The organism is Pseudomonas sp. C2B4 (assembly GCF_013359695.1).
GTDB lineage: Bacteria > Pseudomonadota > Gammaproteobacteria > Pseudomonadales > Pseudomonadaceae > Aquipseudomonas.
This window is the reverse complement of the sequence record NZ_JABFMU010000025.1, coordinates 61921-80493: the sequence shown is the minus strand read 5'-3', so window position 1 is coordinate 80493 and position 18573 is coordinate 61921. Positions and strand designations below refer to the sequence as shown.

Here is an 18573-nt window from a genome sequence, read left to right as displayed (position 1 = left end):
AATGGGCAATTGCATTCAACATCAGTGTTGAATGTCATGGCCCCCTTCGCGAGCAGGCTCGCTCCCACATGGTTTGTGCCGTTGCGCACTAGACTCAGGTCAAACGCTGTATCGCCCGGACTCGCCCCATGAAGGGGCCGCTTAGGGATATCGACCATGCAATGGATGTTCATGCTGATTGGCCTGGTGCTGGGCTGGATGCTCGACGAGTCGTTCAGCGATGCGCTGCTGGGCGCGTTGCTCGGCCTGGCGATTGGCCAGGCCATCCGTATCACTCGGTTGGCTTCGCAAGCCCATGAGCATCGCCGTCTGTTGGAGCAGGCGCAGGTGGCGTTGCATGGCGTCGAGCAACGGCTGGCGCTTCTGGAGGTGTCAGGCGTCACCGCCCCTGAAACCGCTGAACCTGTCATCAGCGAACCCCCGCCGGCCCCGGACAGCGTCGTCGGGCAATCCGCTGTCGAAACGCTGGAGCTGGTCTGGGAACTCCCGCCCGAACTCGAGCCCGTCACCGAAGCCAGCCGTCCGCTTCCCGTCGATCCCTGGAAACCGGAACCGGTCTCCCGCGCATCGCAACAACCCGACCTCCCTCGCACACCCAACGTCATCGAAAGAGCCATCAGTGCTGCCCGCGCGTGGCTGTTTGGCGGTAACACCGTGTTGCGGGTCGGCGTGGTGCTGTTGTTCCTTGGCCTGGCCTTCCTGCTGCGCTACGCCACTGAAGGCGTGGTGGTGCCGATCGAGTTGCGTTACGCCGGTGTTGCGGCGACGTCGCTGGGGCTGCTCGGACTGGGCTGGTGGCTGCGAAAACGCAACAACAGCTATGCCTTGATACTGCAAGGCGCCGGGGTCGCCGTGTTGTACCTGACCGTGTTCGCGGCCATGCGCCTGCATCCGTTGCTCGATCCCTCGGCGGCGTTTGGCATTCTTGTCGCCATCACCGTGTTCTCGGCGATTCTCGCCGTGACCCAGAATGCCATGGGGTTGGCTGCCGTTGCCGCCCTGGGTGGGTTCGCCGCGCCGATCCTGGCCTCTACCGGCTCCGGTAACCATGTCGCATTGTTCAGCTACTTCGCCTTGCTCAACGCCGGCATCCTCGCCATTGCCTGGTTCAAGGCCTGGCGCTTGCTGAACGTCATCGGTTTTGTCGGTACCTTCGGCATCGGTTTCGCCTGGGGCTTGCGTTCCTATGCGCCGGAACTGCTGTGGAGTACCGAGCCGTTTCTGGTGCTGTTCTTTCTGATGTACCTGGCCATCGGCCTGCTGTTTGCCCGACGCCGATTGCTGGAGATGAGCGACGCGCCCGGGGACGACAACCGCGAAGCGCTGTTGCGCTGGTCGGCGCGCAAGGGTGATTACGTCGATGGCACGCTGCTGTTCGGTCCGCCATTGGTGGGCTTCGGGTTGCAATTCGCCCTGGTGCAGCATCTGGAATTTGCCGCGGCCTTCAGCGCCCTGGCACTGGGCATGATTTACATGGGCCTCGCCCGCCTGCTGATGGGTGGCCGCGCCCTCCTGTTGGGGGAAACCTGTCTGGCCTTGGGGGTGATCTTTACCAGTTTGGCGATTCCATTGGGGCTGGATGCACGCTGGACAACTGCCGCCTGGGCGGTGGAGGGCGCGGGGATTTTCTGGCTCGGCCTGCGTCAGCAACGGCCGATGGCCCGGGCCTTTGCCGTGCTCTTGCAGCTGGGCTCGGCGCTGGCGTTTCTCAGCGAGTTGCACATCGGCGAGGGTAGCCTGCTCGATGGCACACCGTTGGGCGCGCTGATGTTGGGTGTTGCCCTGTTATTCAGCTTCTACCAATTGCACAGGGCCTCATCGGAGCAAATCAAGCCTTGGGAGCGCTTGGGCATGCCGGTCTTGGCCTGTCTGGGGCTGGCGTTTTTCTACCTGCTGGCGCCGCTGTTTTTCTTTGCCCATGGCACGGTGATCAGTTGGGCCATGGCCGGTCTGGTGACGTTAGTGGCCGGCCTGCGCATTGAGTCGCGGGCGGTCCTGTTCACGGCGCTTGCCGTCCAATTGTTGGGGGGCGCGCTGTTTCTCACCGGGTGGCCGCTGTCGGATGAAACGCTGCGACCATTGCTTCATGGCGGATTCTGGGCGCCGCTGATGTTGGGGGTGGCTGCGTTGGTCGGCGCCTGGCGTTTGCACATCGGCAATCCTGCCCTGGCGTTTGATGGATTGAGTTTGCAGCGTGTGTCCCAGGCGTGGCTGGTATGGGGCGCCATTTGGTGGGCACTGGCATGGGTCAGTGAAGTGCTGCGCTTCGCGCCGTTGCCGCTGCAAGCGACGCTGCTGCTGGTTGTCGCGGCCCTGAGCGTTGCGCTGTGGACGGTATTGGCGCTGCGTCTGAAATGGCCATCGCTGGGATTGCTTTGCACGGTGTTGATTCCCGCTGCCGCGCTGGTATTGCTGGCAGCCTGGCACCCACGTTTTCACCCGGCTGCCGATTTCGGCTGGTTGGTCTGGCCCGCGTTGTTCGTGGTGCACTTCGTTTCCCTGCGGCGCCTGGCGTCGATGTTGCCGGCGCTGGCATTGAGCATTGCTCATGTGCTCGGATGCTGGTTGCTGATCGGCGTGCTGGCCTTGGAGTTGCGTTACGGTTTACTGCTGTTGTCCGAGCAGTACAACGCCTGGCGCTGGCTGGGCTGGGCAATCCTGCCAAGCCTGTATCTGGTGCTGATGGCCGCGCCCCGCGACTGGCCGTGGCCGGTATCGTCCTACGCCCGCGAATACCGCGTTTACGCTGCTGCGCCACTGGCGTTATTGATGCTCGCCTGGTTCTGGCTGGCGAACGCCTTCAGTGACGGTGCCGCCGAACCGTTGCCTTACGTTCCGCTGATCAATCCATTGGAATTGGGTTTGATGTTTGCGTTGTTCGGCATTTATGTCTGGTCTCGCAGCGCCGTGACTCAATTGGCGGTGAGCGAAGCTTCTGCAACCACAGCCATACACGCAATCACGGGTGTCTCGCTGTTCGTGTTCTTCACGGCGTTGGTGATGCGCACGGCGCATCAGTGGAGTGGTGTGCCCTTCGAGCTTGATCTGCTGCTGGAATCCATGCGGGTGCAGGCTGGCCTGTCCATCGTCTGGACCTTGATGGCCCTGAGTCTGATGATCGGCGGTTATCTGCGTGGCCGTCGCGAAGTCTGGTTGATTGGCGCTGCGCTGATCGGTGTTGTCGTGGCCAAACTGTTCTTTGTCGAATTGAGTAACCGTGGCGGGCTGGCGCGGATCGTCTCGTTTATCGGCGTTGGCGTGTTGCTGCTGGTGGTGGGCTACTTCGCCCCGCTGCCGCCCAAACGCGTCGAGGCTGTGCCGGACGCTGAAAAACCGGCCCCGGAAACCGAAGGAGTGTCGTCTTGAGTCAGAAGCTGAACCTGGGCTGGTTGGGCGCGGTAGCGATGGGCGTGGCGCTGGCCGCTGGTGCTTCGGAAAAGCCGACGGATTTCGCCATGCAGGTACCGTTGTCCGTGATCGGGGAAGGCCCGTGGTATCGCCTTGAATTGCCCTTGGCGGTGCAGCTGAATGCGCGGCAGACCGACCTCAGCGATGTACGCGTCTTCAACGCCGCCGGTGAACCGCAGGCGTACGCCCTGGCTCGGGAAACCGCAAGGACCGAGGACAATCGCACGCTGACCGACGTCAGATGGTTTCCGCTGTACGACTCCGCGGACGACCCCGAACGGGCGCCGAGTGTGCGCGTGCAATCGAGCGCCAACGGCGCGCTGGTCGAAGTGCAGCCCTCCAGTCAGCTGGAAGTGGGCGAAGAAGTGCTGCGCGGCTGGCTGCTCGACGCCAGCGGCATCAAGGCGCCGCTGCAGCAGCTGATTCTCGACTGGACCAGCGAGCGTGACGGTTTCCAGCGTTTCAGCATCGAGGCCAGCGATGATTTGCAGAATTGGCGGTCCTGGGGTGACGGGCAGGTGGCGCGACTGACCTTTGCCGATGAACGGGTCGAACAGCATGAAGTCGGCCTGCCGGGGCAGTCGGCCCGCTATCTGCGATTGCTGTGGAGCACGCCGCAGGCGGCGCCCGTCCTGACGTCGGCGCAACTGCAAAGCGCCAGCCCCCGCAGTCTGCCGCTGCCATTGGTCTGGTCGACAGCGTTGGCCGGCAACAGCGTGAAGGCCGGTGAGTACACCTGGCAATTGCCGATGGGGTTGAACGTCGAGCGCGTGCAGGTGGCGCTGGACCAGCCTAATAGCCTGGCGCCCGTGACCCTTGCCGGTCGACGGGACAGCAGCCTGCCTTGGCAGCCGCTGAGCAGCGGCTTGCTCTATCGCCTGACCCAGAGTGGCCAGGATGTGCTGCAAAACGAATTGCAGTTGTCGGGGCAAACCGTTCAGCAGTTGAAACTGACCGTGGATGAGCGGGGCGGTGGCCTGGGGGCGCAGGCACCAGCGCTGAAATTCGCCGTGCGCGCCACGCAACTGGTATTCCTGGCGCGGGGGGCAGGGCCGTACACGTTGGCATTGGGCAATGCGACGGTGAAAGCTGCGAACTTGCCGTTGTCGACGCTGGTTCCGGATTACAGCGCGGCGAAACTGGCGATGATGGGCAGGGCTTCAATTGACGGGGGAGCGGTGGTGGCGCCCGTTGCAACGCCAGTGCAGACGCCTGCGGGCACGGACTGGAAGAAGTTCGGCCTGTGGGCGGTGCTGTTGCTCAGTGTGCTGTTTCTGGCGGCGATGGCGTTCAGTCTGCTGCGCAAGCCTCCTGCCAACCCCTGAGCATCCCTTCGCGAGCAGGCTCGCTCCCACATTGGAACGCATACTCCTGTGGGGGCGAGCCTGCTCGCGAAAGCGTCCGAATCGTCCACCTGAACGATCGAAAGTGCCTCCGATTCACGGTCCACATCCCGCCCATTTCCTACTACGCTAATCCCCGCGCATGAACTCTCTTCGACCGATCACGTCTGATAGGAGGAAATGCGCCCCGACTCGCGTTAAACTGCGCGGGTTTTTAGCCCCCCATTCCTCCGGAGCCTTCCATGTCCCGCGTTACCCTGAGTCGCTATTTGATTGAGCAGACCCGCAGCAACAACACTCCTGCCGATCTGCGCTTCCTGATCGAAGTGGTGGCGCGTGCTTGCAAGGAGATCAGCCACGCCGTTTCCAAAGGCGCCCTGGGCGGCGTTCTGGGCAGCATGGGCACTGAAAACGTTCAGGGCGAAGTGCAGAAGAAACTCGACGTGCTGTCCAACGAAATCCTGCTTGAAGCCAACGAGTGGGGCGGTCACCTGGCCGGCATGGCGTCCGAAGAAATGGACAACGCGTACCAGATCCCGGGCAAATACCCGAAAGGCGCGTACCTGCTGGTATTCGACCCACTGGACGGTTCGTCGAACATCGACATCAACGCTCCGGTCGGCACTATCTTCTCGGTGCTGCGTTGCCCGAACGAATACCTGAGCCAGAACGAAGCCTTGAACGAAAAGGCCTTCCTGCAGCCAGGCACCCAGCAGGTCGCCGCCGGTTATGCCATCTACGGCCCGCAGACCATGCTGGTGCTGACCCTGGGCGACGGCGTGAAAGGCTTCACCCTGGACCGTGAAATGGGCAGCTTCGTTCTGACCCACGAAGACATCACCATTCCTGAAACCACCCAGGAATTCGCGATCAACGCGTCCAACGAACGTCACTGGGAAGCGCCGGTACAACGTTACGTCAGCGAGCTGCTGGCAGGCGACGCAGGCCCGCTGAAAAAGAACTACAACATGCGCTGGGTTGCGGCGATGGTCGCGGATGTGCACCGCATCCTGACCCGTGGTGGCCTGTTCATGTACCCACGCGACAGCCGCGAGCCTTCCAAGCCGGGCAAGCTGCGCCTGATGTACGAAGCCAACCCGATGTCGTTCCTCGTCGAACAAGCCGGCGGTGCGTCCACTGATGGCCACCAGCGTATCCTCGACATCCAGCCTGAAGGCCTGCACCAGCGTGTAGCGGTGTTCCTCGGCTCGAAGGAAGAAGTGGCACGCGTCACGGCTTACCACAAGGAATAAACCATGACCGCGCCCTGGCAGCCGTTGCTCCAATGGTGGTTCGGAAATGCCGAATCAGCGAAGGAAGTGGCGGCGCAGAAGGGCAAGTTATGGTTCGGCAAGCGTGACAGCCAGGACCTCGAAGCGCGCGAGCGTTTCGGGGAACTGGTCGAGCAGGCACTGGCCGGCGGATTGACCGAGTGGGCGCAACGCCCCGAAGGTTGGCTGGCTCTGGTGCTGTTGCTCGATCAACTGCCGCGAATGATCTTTCGCGATTCCCCCAAGACCTATTCTGGTGATGCCCGGGCCCAGGCGCTCGTGGCGCAAGGCATTGCAGCGGATTTCGATCGGCAATTGCGACCGATTCAGCGGGTGTTCATCCTTCTGGTGTTCGAACACTGCGAAAACCTCGAGGTGCAAAACGAATGCATCTCGCGCTACATCGAACTGCTGGCGCAACAGCCGGAAAGCGACAGGGCGCTGTTTGCCGAATATCTGGACTATGCCGAGAAGCATCAGAAGGTGATTGCGCAGTTCGGACGGTTTCCTCATCGCAATGAGGTGTTGGGGCGGGAGTCTACGGTGGAGGAGTTGGTGTTTCTGAGTAAACCTGGGTCGCGCTTCTAATCAAGGATTGCCTTGAAGCAACCGCTTCATCAGTAGTGTTGGCAGGCTTTTGCGCGTATCGGCAATGATATGGACGAAGACGGCCTGTTCGCGAATCTCGTAAATCACGCGATTCATTCCTGAAATGACTTGCCGATACTGGCTGAGATTAAGCTTCTCAATCTCTTCCGGAATTGATCCTGAATAGGGCTGTGCTCCCAAGTGGCGGACGGCGGTCTTCAAGCTGGCATAGGTGGTTTGCCAGGTCTGGTTTGAGAATTGCTTGATGAGGTAAGTACGAAGTTCTTTCAGGTCTGTTTCGGCGGACTGAAGGATGACGACCTTAAAGCTCATTGATCATCAGCCCTGTCCAAGTCGGCGAAGACATCTTCGGCATCGCGAAACTTGCCGTCTTCAATCTCACGATTGCCCATCGCCAAGAGCTTTAAAAGAGCCATTGTGTCTTCTTGCTCTTCGAAGCTTTTCACGTCCATTACCACTAATTTAGCTTCCCCATTTTGGGTAATCACCAAGGGTTCACGGCTCTCGGTGAGGGTTTTCACTATTTCGGCGGTATGACTTTTGAGATAGCTGATTGGCTTGATTTGAGAGGAAAGCTTCATGGGAATGAGCCTTGGCAGATTGAATAGGACTGAGTTTAGTCTTAATTCAGTCCTATGTCTGGTAGAGCTGACGAGTGTTGCCGGAAAGGGGCTTTCGGGTTCAGACATTCATAACGGCTGCTGCCGTCTTCGCGAGCAGGCTCGCTCCCACAGGGGATTTGTGAACAACACAGATCCAGTGTAGGAGCGAGCCTGCTCGCGAAGGGGCCGGTAAGAGCGCCTTAGATCCGGAAGCTCCCCACCAACTGCTTCAACCGCGCCGCCTGTTGCTCAAGATCGGCGCACGCGCGCAAGGTCGCCTGCAGGTTCTCCACGCCTTCCTGGTTCAGCGTGTTGATCTCGGTGATGTCGACGTTGATCGACTCCACCACGGCGGTCTGCTCTTCCGTCGCGGTCGCCACGGATTGGTTCATGCCGTCGATTTCCCCGATGCGCTGGGTGACGCTGCCCAGGCGTTCACCGGCCTGGTTGGCGATGCCGACGCTGCTTTCGCTCTGGCGCTGGCTCTCTGTCATGGTGCCCACCGCTTCGCGGGCGCCGACTTGCAGCTCTTCGATCATCTTCTGCACTTGCTGCGCCGAATCCTGGGTACGGTGAGCGAGGTTGCGCACTTCATCGGCCACCACCGCAAACCCACGCCCGGCTTCACCGGCACGCGCTGCTTCGATGGCGGCGTTCAAGGCCAGCAGGTTGGTCTGCTGGGAGATGCTGGTGATCACTTCCAGAATCTGGCCGATGTTGACGGTGTTGCTGTTGAGCGTTTCGATGTTGCCGCACGAATCGCTGATCTTCGCCGACAGCTGATGCATGGCCGAGATGGTTTTATCCACCACCTGCTGGCCTTCTTCGGCCATGGAGCGGGCGTCACTGGAATGCTGGGAGGCGAGGGCGGCGTTCTGGGCGATTTCCTGGGCGGCGGCGCCGAGCTGGTTGATCGCCGCGGCGACGCTGCTGGTGCGCGAGGCTTGCTGATCGGAGTTGAACATCGACGAGTTGGACGCGGCCACCACGCGCAGTGCCACTTCGTTGACCTGGCCAGTGGCCGAGGACACTTCGCGAATCGAGGTGTGAATCCGCTCGACGAAACGGTTGAACGACAGGCCCAGTGCGCCGAATTCGTCATGGCCGTGAATGGTCAGGCGTTTGGTCAGGTCCCCTTCGCCCTCGGCGATGTCGTGCATGGCGCGGCCCATGGTCAGCAACGGCTGCATCAGGAAGCTGATCAGCATGCCCAGCAGCGCGATGATGATCACGACCGCAATCACCATGGCAATGATCGCCGAAGTGCGGAATTCGCTGAGCATCGAGAAGGCGGTTTCCTGGTCGAGCACCAGCGCCACATACCAATCCGCCGACGGTACGCCGTTGACGTGGGTGAAGGAAATGAACTGGTGCTTGCCGTCGATCTCGACTTCTTTCATGCCCGGGCTGACTTTTGGCGCACCGTTGGGATAGGCGTCGGTCAGGTTCTTGAGCACCAGTTTGCTGTCCGGGTGAATCAGAATCTTGCCATCGGCCCCGACGATGAAGGCATGGCCGTGACCGCCGAAGTTCAGCGAGTTGATGATCGCACTGACGCTGGACAGGTCGATGTCCGCGCCGGCGACGCCGATCATCTGGCCCTGCTGCTTCACAGGCGTAGCGACGGTAATCACCAGTTTGCCGGAGGAGGCGGCAATGTACGGTTCAGTGACGATGGTCTGCTGTGCGCTGTTCGCCGCTTTGTACCAGCCACGGGCGCGTGGGTCGTAGTCCGCTGCGCGGTTGCCTGCCGGGATCGAGAACATCACGCCATCGGTGCCGCCGAAGTAACTCAGCTGGAAGTTGCCGGTGTAGGCGGGCAGGTCGATGGCGCGCTTCAGGCTGGCCGGGGCACTGCCGTCCACGGCGATTTGCTGGGACAGCGATTGCAACAGCTGGATGCGGCTTTCCAGCCAGGTCTGGATGTTGCTGGTGGTCAGGCTGCCGAGCTCCTGCATCGAGGCCTCGGTGTTGCTACGCAGGGTCTGACGCTGGCGATAGTCGTTGAACAGGATGAAACAGGCGAATGCAACGGCCACCACGAGGGCAGCAGCCAACAGGATTTTGTGGCTGAACTTCATGTTTCTGGTCATTAAATGAGCTACCGCGGGAAGACTTGTCGACAATGGGGGCAATGACTACATCTCTGGGCATTGCGCTGCCTTGTATGTCGACTGAGCGGCGCCAAAGATTAGGCAGATTCCGAGAAAATCGACGAAATGTCCTACAGAAACGGAAAGTGGCTGATTTTTAGGCAAAAGCTAGACGAGCGGCCAGACAAATAGCGGGTAGGGAAGGGAACCAGCGAGGGGTTTTCTCTTCTAAGGTTCTGCTTGGCAGCCATGCCAACCCTTTCCGCCCCTGGAGTTACACCATGTCGCTGCGATCCATCGCCCTGCTTTCGTTCTGCGTGTTGTTGGCTGCGTGCAGCAAGGTCAATCAGGAAAACTACTCGAAACTCTCTTCCGGCATGACCAAGGCAGAGGTTGAAACCTTGCTGGGCAAACCGGCCGACTGTTCCGGCGCACTCGGCATGTCCAGTTGCACCTGGGGCGACAAAAACAGCTTTATCAGCGTGCAGTACGCCGGTGACAAAGTGCTGATGTTTTCCGGCCAAGGCCTGAAGTAAACCGGGGCCAGGCGCCCACGGGAGAAAAACAATGAAGCGGTTATTGATTATGCTTTTTGCCGGCCTGCTATTGGCCGGCTGTGCCACTTCTGGCCAGGATCCGTTGGCGCCAAAGACCGCCAACAGCGTCAACCTCAAGCGCTACCAAGGCACTTGGTACGAATTGGCCCGTATGCCGATGTACTTCCAGCGCGACTGCGCGCAGTCCGAAGCCCATTACACGCTCAAGCCTGACGGTAACGTAGCCGTGTTGAACCGCTGCTTGACGGCGCAGTGGGAGTGGGAGGAGGTCAAGGGCACGGCTTATCCGCAGGTGCCGGGCAAGAGCGACAAATTGTGGGTCGAGTTCGATACCTGGTTCTCCAGGCTGATACCCGGTGTAGCGAAGGGCGAGTACTGGGTGTTGTACGTCAGCGACGACTACAAGACAGCCATTGTCGGTGACCCGAGCCGCCGTTACCTGTGGCTGCTGTCGCGCACCCCGACCGTCAACGGTGTGGTGCGTGAAGAGTTGTTGAGCAAGGCACGGCAGCAAGGTTACGACACCACGCGGTTGATCTGGCGGGCGTCGGATACGCAGATGGCGAAGACGTCTAACTGATCACGCATAACACTGTGGGAGCGAGCCTGCTCGCGAAAGCAGACTGACATTCACATCAATGCTGAATGCCAGGCCCTCTTCGCGAGCAGGCTCGCTCCCACAGTCGTTTTTGTATTACCCCAGCAAATCGCGCAGGACTTGGGTGAAGGCGCGATTGCTTTCCTCTTCCCCGGCATGCCGCCCGTCACGCACGACCCACTGGCCATTGACCAGCACATCCCGCACCTGACGATCACCGCCGGCAAACAACCACCGATTCAGAATCCCGTCACCACTGGCGGTCGCCAGGTAAGGGTCGTTGCCATCCAGCACCAGCCAGTCGGCACGCTTGCCAACCTCCAGCGCGCCAATCGGTTGACCCAACGCCTGTGCGCCGCCATCCAGCGCTGCGTCATAGAGTGTGCGACCGACCATCGGCTGGTCCGCGCCATACAACCGGTTACGGCGCTGATCCCGCAGGCGCTGCCCGTATTCCAGCCAGCGCAGTTCTTCCACCACGCTCAGTGACACATGGCTGTCGGAGCCAATGCCCATGCGCCCGCCCTGGGCGAGGAAATCCACTGCCGGGAAAATCCCGTCGCCCAGGTTGGCTTCGGTGGTCAGGCACAGGCCGGCGATGGCGCGACTCTTGGCCATCAGCGTGACTTCTTCCGGGTTGGCGTGGGTGGCGTGGACCAGGCACCAGCGCTGATCGACTTCAGTGTTCTCGTACAGCCATTGCAGCGGACGACGGCCGCTCCAGGTCAGGCAGTCGTCGACTTCCTTCTGCTGTTCGGCGATGTGAATGTGCACGGGGCACTGCTTGTCGCTGGCTGCCAACACTTCACTGATCTGCTGCGGAGTAACAGCGCGCAACGAGTGGAAACACAGGCCCAGCGACTGCGCCTTCTGCTGAGCCAGCAGGGGTTGCAGGCGCGATTGCAGCTTCAGGTAATTCTCGGTGCTGTTGATAAAGCGGCGCTGGCCGTCATTCGGAGTCTGGCCACCGAAACCGGAATGGCTGTACAGCACCGGCAGCAGGGTCAGGCCGATGCCGGCGTCGCTGGCGGCCTGGCTGATGCGCAAGGCCAGCTCGGCTGGATCTGCATAGGGCTGACCATTGTTGTCGTGGTGTACGTAATGAAATTCCGCGACCGAGGTGTAACCGGCCTTGAGCATTTCGATGTACAGCTGACGGGCGATGACGCCGAGTTGCTCCGGGCTGATTTTTCCGACGAGGCGATACATCAGGTCACGCCAGGTCCAGAAACTGTCGTTCGGATTGCCCGCCACTTCCGCCAGCCCGGCCATAGCCCGCTGGAAGGCGTGGGAATGCAGATTCGGCATGCCCGGCAGCAGCGGACCGCTCAACCGTTCGGCGCCATCTGCATGGGAATCGGCCTGGATATGGGTCAGGACGCCCTCGGCGCTGACCTCAAGACGTACATTGTTGGCCCATCCACTAGGCAGCAGCGCGCGTTCGGCAAAGAAGGCGGACATGGTTCAGCACCCCATCGTGTGTTATTTGTATATACATATACAGACGTTTGCCTGCCCGGTAAACTCCGGCAAGCTAGCGATATCAATCAAATGACCAAGGATTAACCGTGCCGACTCCGCCTCCAGTCTCTCCGTTGGCCGCGAACATGGGCGACAGTCCGGCGCCCTTGTACGCCCGCGTCAAACAAATGATCACCCAGCAAATCGACAGCGGAAACTGGCCGCCGCACTACCGCGTTCCGTCGGAAAGCGAACTGGTCAGCCAATTGGGCTTCAGCCGCATGACCATCAACCGCGCCTTGCGCGAGATGACCGCCGACGGCCTGTTGGTGCGCATGCAAGGCGTCGGCACGTTCGTCGCCGAGCCGAAAAGCCAGTCCGCTCTGTTCGAAGTGCACAACATCGCCGACGAAATCGCGTCCCGCGGTCACCGCCACACGTGCAAGGTCATCACGCTTGAGGAAGAGGCCGCGGGTTCCGAGCGCGCCCTGGCCCTGGACATGCGTGAAGGGCAGAAAGTGTTCCACTCGCTGATCGTGCATTTCGAAAACGACATCCCGGTGCAAATCGAAGATCGCTTCGTCAATGCGCTGGTGGCGCCGGAATACCTCAAGCAGGATTTCACGCTGCAGACGCCCTACGCCTACCTGAACCAGGTTGCGCCGTTGACCGAAGGCGAGCACGTGGTCGAGGCGATCCTGGCCGAGCCGTCCGAATGCAAATTACTGCAGATTGAAAAGGGCGAACCGTGCCTGCTGATCCGCCGCCGCACCTGGTCCGGTCGACAGCCGGTGACGGCTGCGCGCTTGATCCACCCCGGTTCCCGTCATCGTCTGGAAGGTCGGTTTCATAAATGAATGAGTTGAAAGTTCTACGCGCCAAAGATTACCCACGCATGCCATGGAAAAACGGCGGCGGCAGCACCGAGGAAATCACCCGTGACGCGGGTACCGGCCTGGACGGGTTCGGCTGGCGCCTGTCGATTGCCGACATCGGCGAGTCGGGTGGCTTTTCCACTTTTGCCGGTTACGAGCGAATCATTACGGTGTTGCAGGGCGATGGCATGACCTTGACTGTCGACGGTCAGGTCACGCGGCCGTTGTTACCGATCGATCCGTTTGCCTTCAGCGGCGAAAGCCAGGTGTCCTGCACTTTGCTCGGCGGACCGATCCGCGATTTCAACCTGATTTATGCGCCGAAACGTTACACCGCACGGCTGCAATGGCTGGACGGCGAGCAGCGGTTTTTCAGTGAGGCGGGGACTGTGTTGGTGTTCAGTGTCAGCGATGCGCTGGAGGTGAATGTGGGTAACAGTGCTTCGCAACTGGGGCGCCATGATTGCCTGCAACTGGTCGGTAACACCGGGTTGCTGGAAATCGCCAGCAATGGCGCCTGCTGCGTGATCGAACTCACCGCGCGCTGATTAACTGCTAAAAAATCTACGTGGCGAGGGGATTTATCCCCGTTGGGTCGCGAAGCGGCCCCAAAAAACAGGGCTGCTGCGCAGCCCAACGGGGATAAATCCCCTCGCCACAAAAGCAGACCCCTGCCCTTGTTCCCGAAAGCGCACCACTTTGTTACCGAACGCCCCAGCGTGGCGCAAAACCCCGTTCAAGTAACAGCGCCCTCACCCTTCAAAAAATCCCCTCGAAAAATTTCATCTTGCCCAGAGCCCTTGTCCCAGGCGCTCTCCAGCCGTGGCCAGCGTTTTTCTTGAATGCCCATCCAACAAGTTGGCCGCTTGATTGCATATGCTTGTATGTACAAGTAAAGACGTATGCGTATGAGTCGATCGAGACTCCCCGCAACGTCCACTGATTCGCTTGTAGCGCAACGATGCGCACAGGCTGGCTTACCCACCGCCAGGGTTGGTTTGGATTGATCGCTGAGGAGTCTTTTTCGTGACTGACAATAAAACTACCAAGTTTCGTGACGTTGAAATCCGCGCTGCCCGCGGTAACAAGCTGACCGCCAAGAGCTGGCTGACCGAAGCGCCGCTGCGCATGCTGATGAACAACCTCGACCCGGAAGTCGCCGAGAACCCTAAAGAACTGGTGGTTTACGGTGGTATCGGTCGTGCGGCACGTAACTGGGAATGCTACGACAAGATCGTTGAAAGCCTGACCAACCTGAACGACGACGAGACCCTGCTGGTGCAATCCGGCAAGCCGGTCGGCGTATTCAAGACCCACGCCAACGCTCCACGCGTGCTGATCGCCAACTCCAACCTGGTGCCAAAGTGGGCGAACTGGGAACACTTCAACGAACTCGACGCCAAGGGCCTGGCCATGTACGGCCAGATGACCGCCGGCAGCTGGATCTACATTGGTAGCCAAGGCATCGTTCAAGGCACGTACGAAACCTTCGTCGAAGCCGGTCGCCAGCACTACAACGATGACCTGAAAGGTCGTTGGGTCCTGACCGCAGGCCTCGGTGGCATGGGTGGCGCACAACCTCTGGCTGCAACCCTGGCCGGCGCGTGCTCGCTGAACATCGAATGCCAGCAGGTCAGCATCGATTTCCGTTTGAACAGCCGCTACGTCGACGAGCAAGCCAAAGACCTCGACGACGCTCTGGCCCGCATCGAAAAATACACCAAGGAAGGCAAAGCGATTTCCATCGCCCTGCTGGGTAACGCCGCTGAAATCCTGCCGGAACTGGTCCGTCGCGGTGTGCGCCCGGACATGGTCACCGACCAGACCAGCGCCCACGACCCACTGAATGGCTACCTGCCTGCCGGCTGGACCTGGGAGGAGTACCGCGCGCGCGCCAAGACCGAGCCTGCTGCCGTGGTCAAAGCCGCCAAGCAATCGATGGCCGTGCACGTAAAAGCGATGCTGGATTTCCAGAAAATGGGCATCCCGACTTTCGACTACGGTAACAACATCCGTCAGATGGCCCAGGAAGAAGGCGTGGAAAACGCATTCGACTTCCCGGGCTTCGTACCGGCTTACATCCGTCCACTGTTCTGCCGTGGCATCGGCCCGTTCCGTTGGGCTGCACTGTCGGGCAACGCTGAAGACATCTACAAGACCGACGCCAAAGTAAAAGAGCTGATCCCGGACGACGCCCACTTGCACAACTGGCTGGACATGGCGCGCGAGCGCATCAGCTTCCAGGGTCTGCCGGCACGTATCTGCTGGGTTGGCCTGGGTCTGCGCGCCAAGTTGGGCCTGGCATTCAACGAAATGGTCCGCAGCGGCGAACTGTCCGCGCCAATCGTGATCGGTCGCGACCACCTGGACTCCGGTTCGGTATCCAGCCCGAACCGCGAAACCGAATCGATGCAGGACGGTTCCGACGCCGTGTCCGACTGGCCACTGCTCAACGCCCTGCTCAACACCGCGAGCGGCGCGACCTGGGTGTCCCTGCACCACGGCGGCGGCGTCGGCATGGGCTTCTCCCAGCACTCGGGCATGGTGATTGTCTGCGACGGTACTGACGAAGCGGCCGAGCGTATCGCGCGCGTGCTGCACAACGACCCGGCGACCGGTGTTATGCGCCACGCCGATGCCGGTTACCAGATCGCCATCGACTGCGCCAAGGAACAAGGGCTGAACCTGCCGATGATTACCGGCAAGTAATGCCAGATCTGTGAGCGCTGCTTTTATGTGAGAGCGAGCAGGCTCGCTCTCACTGGGCAGGCAGTGGCATAACGTAATACCAGACCGTTGGATCCTGCCGGTCGAGCAGGACGCGATCACTGAACAAAAGCTGAGTGGGGCAGGCCGCACTGCTGCGGTGTATAGCCCGACTGGACGTGGACAGGGCTGGATGCCTCTTGACTGCCGTAAGCCAATTCATGATTAGGAGCGTCACAACAATGAAATCGAACAAGACCCTGCTGACCACATTGCTTTCCATGGGCCTGCTGGCCAGCGCTGGCGCCACTCAGGCGGCGGGTTGGTGCGAGTCGGGCAAACCGGTGAAATTTGCCGGCCTGAACTGGGAAAGCGCCATGTTGCTGACCGACGTGATGCAAGTCGTGTTGGAAAAAGGCTACGACTGCAAGACCGACAGCCTGCCGGGCAACTCCATCACCATGGAAAACGCCCTGAGCAGCAACGATATCCAGGTGTTTGCCGAAGAGTGGGTCGGCCGCAGCGAGGTCTGGAACAAGGCCGAGAAGGCCGGCAAAGTCGTTGGTGTCGGTGCTCCAGTGGTTGGCGCGATCGAAGGCTGGTACGTGCCGCGCTACGTGATCGAAGGCGACGCCAAGCGTAAGCTGGAAGCCAAGGCGCCGGACCTGAAAAACATTGCCGATCTGGCCAAGTATTCCGCGGTGTTCAAGGACGCCGAAGAGCCTTCCAAGGGCCGTTTCTACAACTGCCCGGCCGGTTGGACCTGTGAGCTGGATAACAGCGAAATGCTGAAAAGCTACGGGCTGGAAAGCACCTACACCAACTTCCGCCCAGGCACCGGCCCGGCGCTGGATGCCGCCGTGCTGTCGAGCTACAAGCGTGGCGAGCCGATCCTGTTCTACTACTGGTCGCCAACGCCGTTGATGGGCCAGGTCGACGTAGTGAAACTCGAAGAGAAGCCAGGCGTGAACAAGACCGTCACCATCAAGGTCGGCCTGTCCAAGACTTTCCACGACGAAGCGCCGGAACTGGTGGCCGTCCTGGATAAGGTCAACATTCCAATCGACCTGCTGAACCAGAACCTGGGTCGCATGAGCAAGGAGCGAATCGAGTCGCCAAAACTGGCCAAGATCTTCCTGAAGGAACATCCTGAAGTCTGGCACGCATGGGTGAGCGAAGACGCAGCCAAAAAGATCGACGCGGCCTTGTAGGTTGAGCTTCACCGGCTGCCGGCAACGGCAGTCGGATGCTTGATCGCAACCCCTTGATTGAGAGTCTCTTATGTTTCCCGAAAGCTTTACCTTTTCCATCGCCGACTGGGTCAACGGTTGGGTCGATTCGCTGGTCACCAACTACGGCGACGTGTTCCGGCACATCTCCGACACCCTGTTGTGGGCCATCGTCAATCTTGAAGGGCTGCTGCGCGCGGCGCCCTGGTGGCTGATGCTGGCGATTGTTGCCGGCGTGGCCTGGCACGCGACCCGCAAAGTGGTGACTACGGCGGTCATCGTCGGTTTGCTGTTCCTGGTGGGTGCGGTCGGCCTCTGGGACAAGCTGATGCAAACCTTGGCGCTGATGATGGTGGCGACCGTCATCTCGGTACTCATCGGCATTCCGCTGGGCATTCTCTCGGCGCGCAGCAATCGCCTGCGTTCGGTGCTGATGCCGTTGCTGGACATCATGCAGACCATGCCGAGCTTCGTGTACCTGATCCCGGTGCTGATGCTGTTCGGCCTGGGCAAGGTCCCGGCGATTTTCGCCACCGTGATCTACGCCGCGCCGCCGCTGATCCGCCTGACCGATCTGGGCATCCGCCAGGTCGACGGTGAAGTGATGGAAGCGATCAACGCCTTTGGTGCCAACCGCTGGCAGCAACTGTTCGGCGTGCAACTGCCGCTGGCCCTGCCGAGCATCATGGCCGGGATCAACCAGACCACCATGATGGCTCTGTCGATGGTGGTGATCGCCTCGATGATCGGTGCCCGTGGCCTGGGTGAAGACGTGCTGGTGGGGATTCAGACCCTCAACGTCGGACGTGGCCTGGAAGCCGGTCTGGCGATCGTGATTCTGGCAGTGGTAATCGACCGCATTACACAGGCGTACGGTCGTGCACGGCATGAGGTGAGCAAATGAACAACGCAACCGTGAGCAAGATCGAAGTCAAAAACGTCTTCAAGATTTTCGGCAATCGTTCCAAAGATGCGCTGGAAATGATTCGCCAGAAAAAGACCAAGGACCAGGTGCTCGCCGAAACCGGCTGCGTGGTCGGCGTGAACGACCTGTCGCTGAGCATCGGCAGCGGCGAGATCTTCGTGATCATGGGCCTGTCGGGTTCCGGCAAGTCGACCCTGGTACGCCACTTCAATCGCCTGATCGACCCGACCAGCGGCGCGATCCTGGTGGACGGCGTGGACATCCTGCAATACGACATGGAAGCCCTGCGCGAATTTCGCCGGCGCAAGATCAGCATGGTGTTCCAGAGCTTCGGCCTGCTGCCGCACAAAACCGTGGTGGATAACGTCGCCTACGGCTTGAAAGTGCGTGGCGAGAGCAAGCAAATGTGCACCGAGCGTGCACTGCACTGGATCAACACCGTGGGCCTCAAGGGCTACGAAAACAAATACCCGCACCAGCTTTCGGGCGGCATGCGTCAGCGTGTAGGCCTGGCCCGCGCCTTGGCGGCGGACACCGACATCATCCTGATGGACGAAGCCTTCAGTGCCCTCGATCCGCTGATTCGCGCCGAGATGCAGGACCAGTTGCTGGAGCTGCAAAAGACCCTGCACAAGACCATCGTCTTCATCACCCACGACCTCGACGAGGCCGTACGCATCGGCAACCGCATCGCGATCCTCAAGGACGGCCGCCTGATTCAGGTCGGCACGCCGAAGGAGATCCTGCACTCGCCGGCGGATGAGTATGTCGACCGGTTCGTGCAGCGGCGGGCGGCGGTGGTTTAAGAGATTTGCGGCACTTGTACCGGCCGCTTCGCGAGCAGGCTCGCTTCCACAGGGAACCGCATTCCAATTGTGGGAGCGAGCCTGCTCGCG

16 protein-coding genes and 1 pseudogene are annotated in these 18573 nt (G+C 60.5%); 12 read left to right on the top strand and 5 right to left on the bottom strand.

Annotation, left to right across the window (positions count from 1 at the left end):
* The first annotated feature begins 156 nt into the window (after positions 1–156).
* The 4 genes from HNQ83_RS17215 (at position 157) to HNQ83_RS17200 (ending at position 6610) form a co-directional block, all read left to right on the top strand.
* Positions 157–3366 (top strand): DUF2339 domain-containing protein, encoded by a 3210-nt coding sequence (locus HNQ83_RS17215; RefSeq protein WP_175390031.1) that lies wholly within the window; start codon positions 157–159, stop codon positions 3364–3366.
* The gene (locus tag HNQ83_RS17210) at positions 3363–4733 is read left to right on the top strand and encodes a DUF3999 domain-containing protein (protein WP_175390030.1); all 1371 of its coding nucleotides are present in this window, start codon (positions 3363–3365) and stop codon (positions 4731–4733) included. Before HNQ83_RS17215 ends, HNQ83_RS17210 begins: the two co-directional genes overlap by 4 nt.
* Before the next feature lie 260 nt (positions 4734–4993).
* Complete coding sequence (locus HNQ83_RS17205; RefSeq protein ID WP_175390029.1) at positions 4994–6004, top strand: class 1 fructose-bisphosphatase; 1011 nt, start codon at positions 4994–4996, stop codon at positions 6002–6004.
* 3 nt (positions 6005–6007) lie between these two features.
* Entirely contained in the window at positions 6008–6610 is a 603-nt protein-coding gene (locus tag HNQ83_RS17200) for a DUF924 family protein (protein ID WP_175390028.1), read from the top strand.
* Here the strand turns inward: HNQ83_RS17200 and HNQ83_RS17195 are convergent, their stop codons facing one another.
* From HNQ83_RS17195 to HNQ83_RS31660, 4 genes and pseudogenes are all read right to left on the bottom strand, one after another.
* Complete coding sequence (locus tag HNQ83_RS17195) at positions 6611–6943, bottom strand: type II toxin-antitoxin system RelE/ParE family toxin (RefSeq protein ID WP_175390027.1); 333 nt, start codon at positions 6941–6943, stop codon at positions 6611–6613.
* Entirely contained in the window at positions 6940–7212 is a 273-nt protein-coding gene (locus tag HNQ83_RS17190) for a type II toxin-antitoxin system Phd/YefM family antitoxin (RefSeq protein ID WP_175390026.1), read from the bottom strand. Before HNQ83_RS17190 ends, HNQ83_RS17195 begins: the two co-directional genes overlap by 4 nt.
* Positions 7213–7433: 221 nt before the next feature.
* Positions 7434–8198 (bottom strand): methyl-accepting chemotaxis protein, encoded by a 765-nt coding sequence (locus tag HNQ83_RS31665; RefSeq protein ID WP_372241913.1) that lies wholly within the window; start codon positions 8196–8198, stop codon positions 7434–7436.
* Between the two features lie 93 nt (positions 8199–8291).
* Positions 8292–9314, bottom strand: a pseudogene (locus tag HNQ83_RS31660) (cache domain-containing protein); the annotation flags it as partial.
* Between the two features lie 293 nt (positions 9315–9607).
* Between HNQ83_RS31660 and HNQ83_RS17180 the strand changes: the two are divergent.
* Both HNQ83_RS17180 and HNQ83_RS17175 read left to right on the top strand, forming a co-directional pair.
* Positions 9608–9862 (top strand): outer membrane protein assembly factor BamE, encoded by a 255-nt coding sequence (locus HNQ83_RS17180; RefSeq protein WP_053153231.1) that lies wholly within the window; start codon positions 9608–9610, stop codon positions 9860–9862.
* 31 nt (positions 9863–9893) lie between these two features.
* Positions 9894–10463: a lipocalin family protein gene (locus tag HNQ83_RS17175; RefSeq protein ID WP_175390024.1), complete on the top strand. Its 570-nt coding sequence runs from the start codon at positions 9894–9896 to the stop codon at positions 10461–10463.
* Positions 10464–10577: 114 nt separating this feature from the next.
* On the opposite strand, the gene HNQ83_RS17170 is transcribed toward HNQ83_RS17175, so the two are convergent.
* Positions 10578–11942, bottom strand: coding sequence for a formimidoylglutamate deiminase (locus HNQ83_RS17170; protein ID WP_175390023.1), 1365 nt, complete (start codon positions 11940–11942; stop codon positions 10578–10580).
* Between the two features lie 146 nt (positions 11943–12088).
* On the opposite strand from HNQ83_RS17170, the gene hutC reads away from it, so the two are divergent.
* From hutC to HNQ83_RS17140, 6 genes are all read left to right on the top strand, one after another.
* Positions 12089–12799, top strand: a complete 711-nt coding sequence (gene hutC, locus HNQ83_RS17165; RefSeq protein ID WP_170948611.1) for a histidine utilization repressor — start codon at positions 12089–12091, stop codon at positions 12797–12799.
* Entirely contained in the window at positions 12796–13365 is a 570-nt protein-coding gene (locus HNQ83_RS17160; RefSeq protein WP_175390022.1) for a HutD family protein, read from the top strand. The genes hutC and HNQ83_RS17160 overlap by 4 nt, the downstream gene beginning before the upstream one ends.
* 478 nt (positions 13366–13843) lie before the next feature.
* Positions 13844–15526, top strand: coding sequence for a urocanate hydratase (hutU, locus tag HNQ83_RS17155; RefSeq protein WP_175390021.1), 1683 nt, complete (start codon positions 13844–13846; stop codon positions 15524–15526).
* A 239-nt stretch (positions 15527–15765) separates the two neighbouring features.
* Positions 15766–16734: an ABC transporter substrate-binding protein gene (locus HNQ83_RS17150; RefSeq protein WP_175390020.1), complete on the top strand. Its 969-nt coding sequence runs from the start codon at positions 15766–15768 to the stop codon at positions 16732–16734.
* Between the two features lie 70 nt (positions 16735–16804).
* Entirely contained in the window at positions 16805–17656 is an 852-nt protein-coding gene (locus tag HNQ83_RS17145; RefSeq protein ID WP_175390019.1) for a proline/glycine betaine ABC transporter permease, read from the top strand.
* The gene (locus tag HNQ83_RS17140; RefSeq protein WP_175390018.1) at positions 17653–18483 is read left to right on the top strand and encodes a glycine betaine/L-proline ABC transporter ATP-binding protein; all 831 of its coding nucleotides are present in this window, start codon (positions 17653–17655) and stop codon (positions 18481–18483) included. The genes HNQ83_RS17145 and HNQ83_RS17140 overlap by 4 nt, the downstream gene beginning before the upstream one ends.
* The last annotated feature ends 90 nt before the right edge of the window (positions 18484–18573 follow it).

Coding starts and splice junctions, on each gene's coding strand:
- HNQ83_RS17215 (WP_175390031.1), top strand. CDS start 157: ATGCAATGGATGTTCATGCTGATTGGCCTGGTGCTGGGCTGGATGCTC.
- HNQ83_RS17205 (WP_175390029.1), top strand. CDS start 4,994: ATGTCCCGCGTTACCCTGAGTCGCTATTTGATTGAGCAGACCCGCAGC.
- HNQ83_RS17200 (WP_175390028.1), top strand. CDS start 6,008: ATGACCGCGCCCTGGCAGCCGTTGCTCCAATGGTGGTTCGGAAATGCC.
- HNQ83_RS17195 (WP_175390027.1), bottom strand. CDS start 6,943: ATGAGCTTTAAGGTCGTCATCCTTCAGTCCGCCGAAACAGACCTGAAA.
- HNQ83_RS17190 (WP_175390026.1), bottom strand. CDS start 7,212: ATGAAGCTTTCCTCTCAAATCAAGCCAATCAGCTATCTCAAAAGTCAT.
- HNQ83_RS31665 (WP_372241913.1), bottom strand. CDS start 8,198: ATGTTCAACTCCGATCAGCAAGCCTCGCGCACCAGCAGCGTCGCCGCG.
- HNQ83_RS17180 (WP_053153231.1), top strand. CDS start 9,608: ATGTCGCTGCGATCCATCGCCCTGCTTTCGTTCTGCGTGTTGTTGGCT.
- HNQ83_RS17175 (WP_175390024.1), top strand. CDS start 9,894: ATGAAGCGGTTATTGATTATGCTTTTTGCCGGCCTGCTATTGGCCGGC.
- HNQ83_RS17170 (WP_175390023.1), bottom strand. CDS start 11,942: ATGTCCGCCTTCTTTGCCGAACGCGCGCTGCTGCCTAGTGGATGGGCC.
- hutC (WP_170948611.1), top strand. CDS start 12,089: ATGGGCGACAGTCCGGCGCCCTTGTACGCCCGCGTCAAACAAATGATC.
- HNQ83_RS17160 (WP_175390022.1), top strand. CDS start 12,796: ATGAATGAGTTGAAAGTTCTACGCGCCAAAGATTACCCACGCATGCCA.
- HNQ83_RS17150 (WP_175390020.1), top strand. CDS start 15,766: ATGAAATCGAACAAGACCCTGCTGACCACATTGCTTTCCATGGGCCTG.
- HNQ83_RS17145 (WP_175390019.1), top strand. CDS start 16,805: ATGTTTCCCGAAAGCTTTACCTTTTCCATCGCCGACTGGGTCAACGGT.
- HNQ83_RS17140 (WP_175390018.1), top strand. CDS start 17,653: ATGAACAACGCAACCGTGAGCAAGATCGAAGTCAAAAACGTCTTCAAG.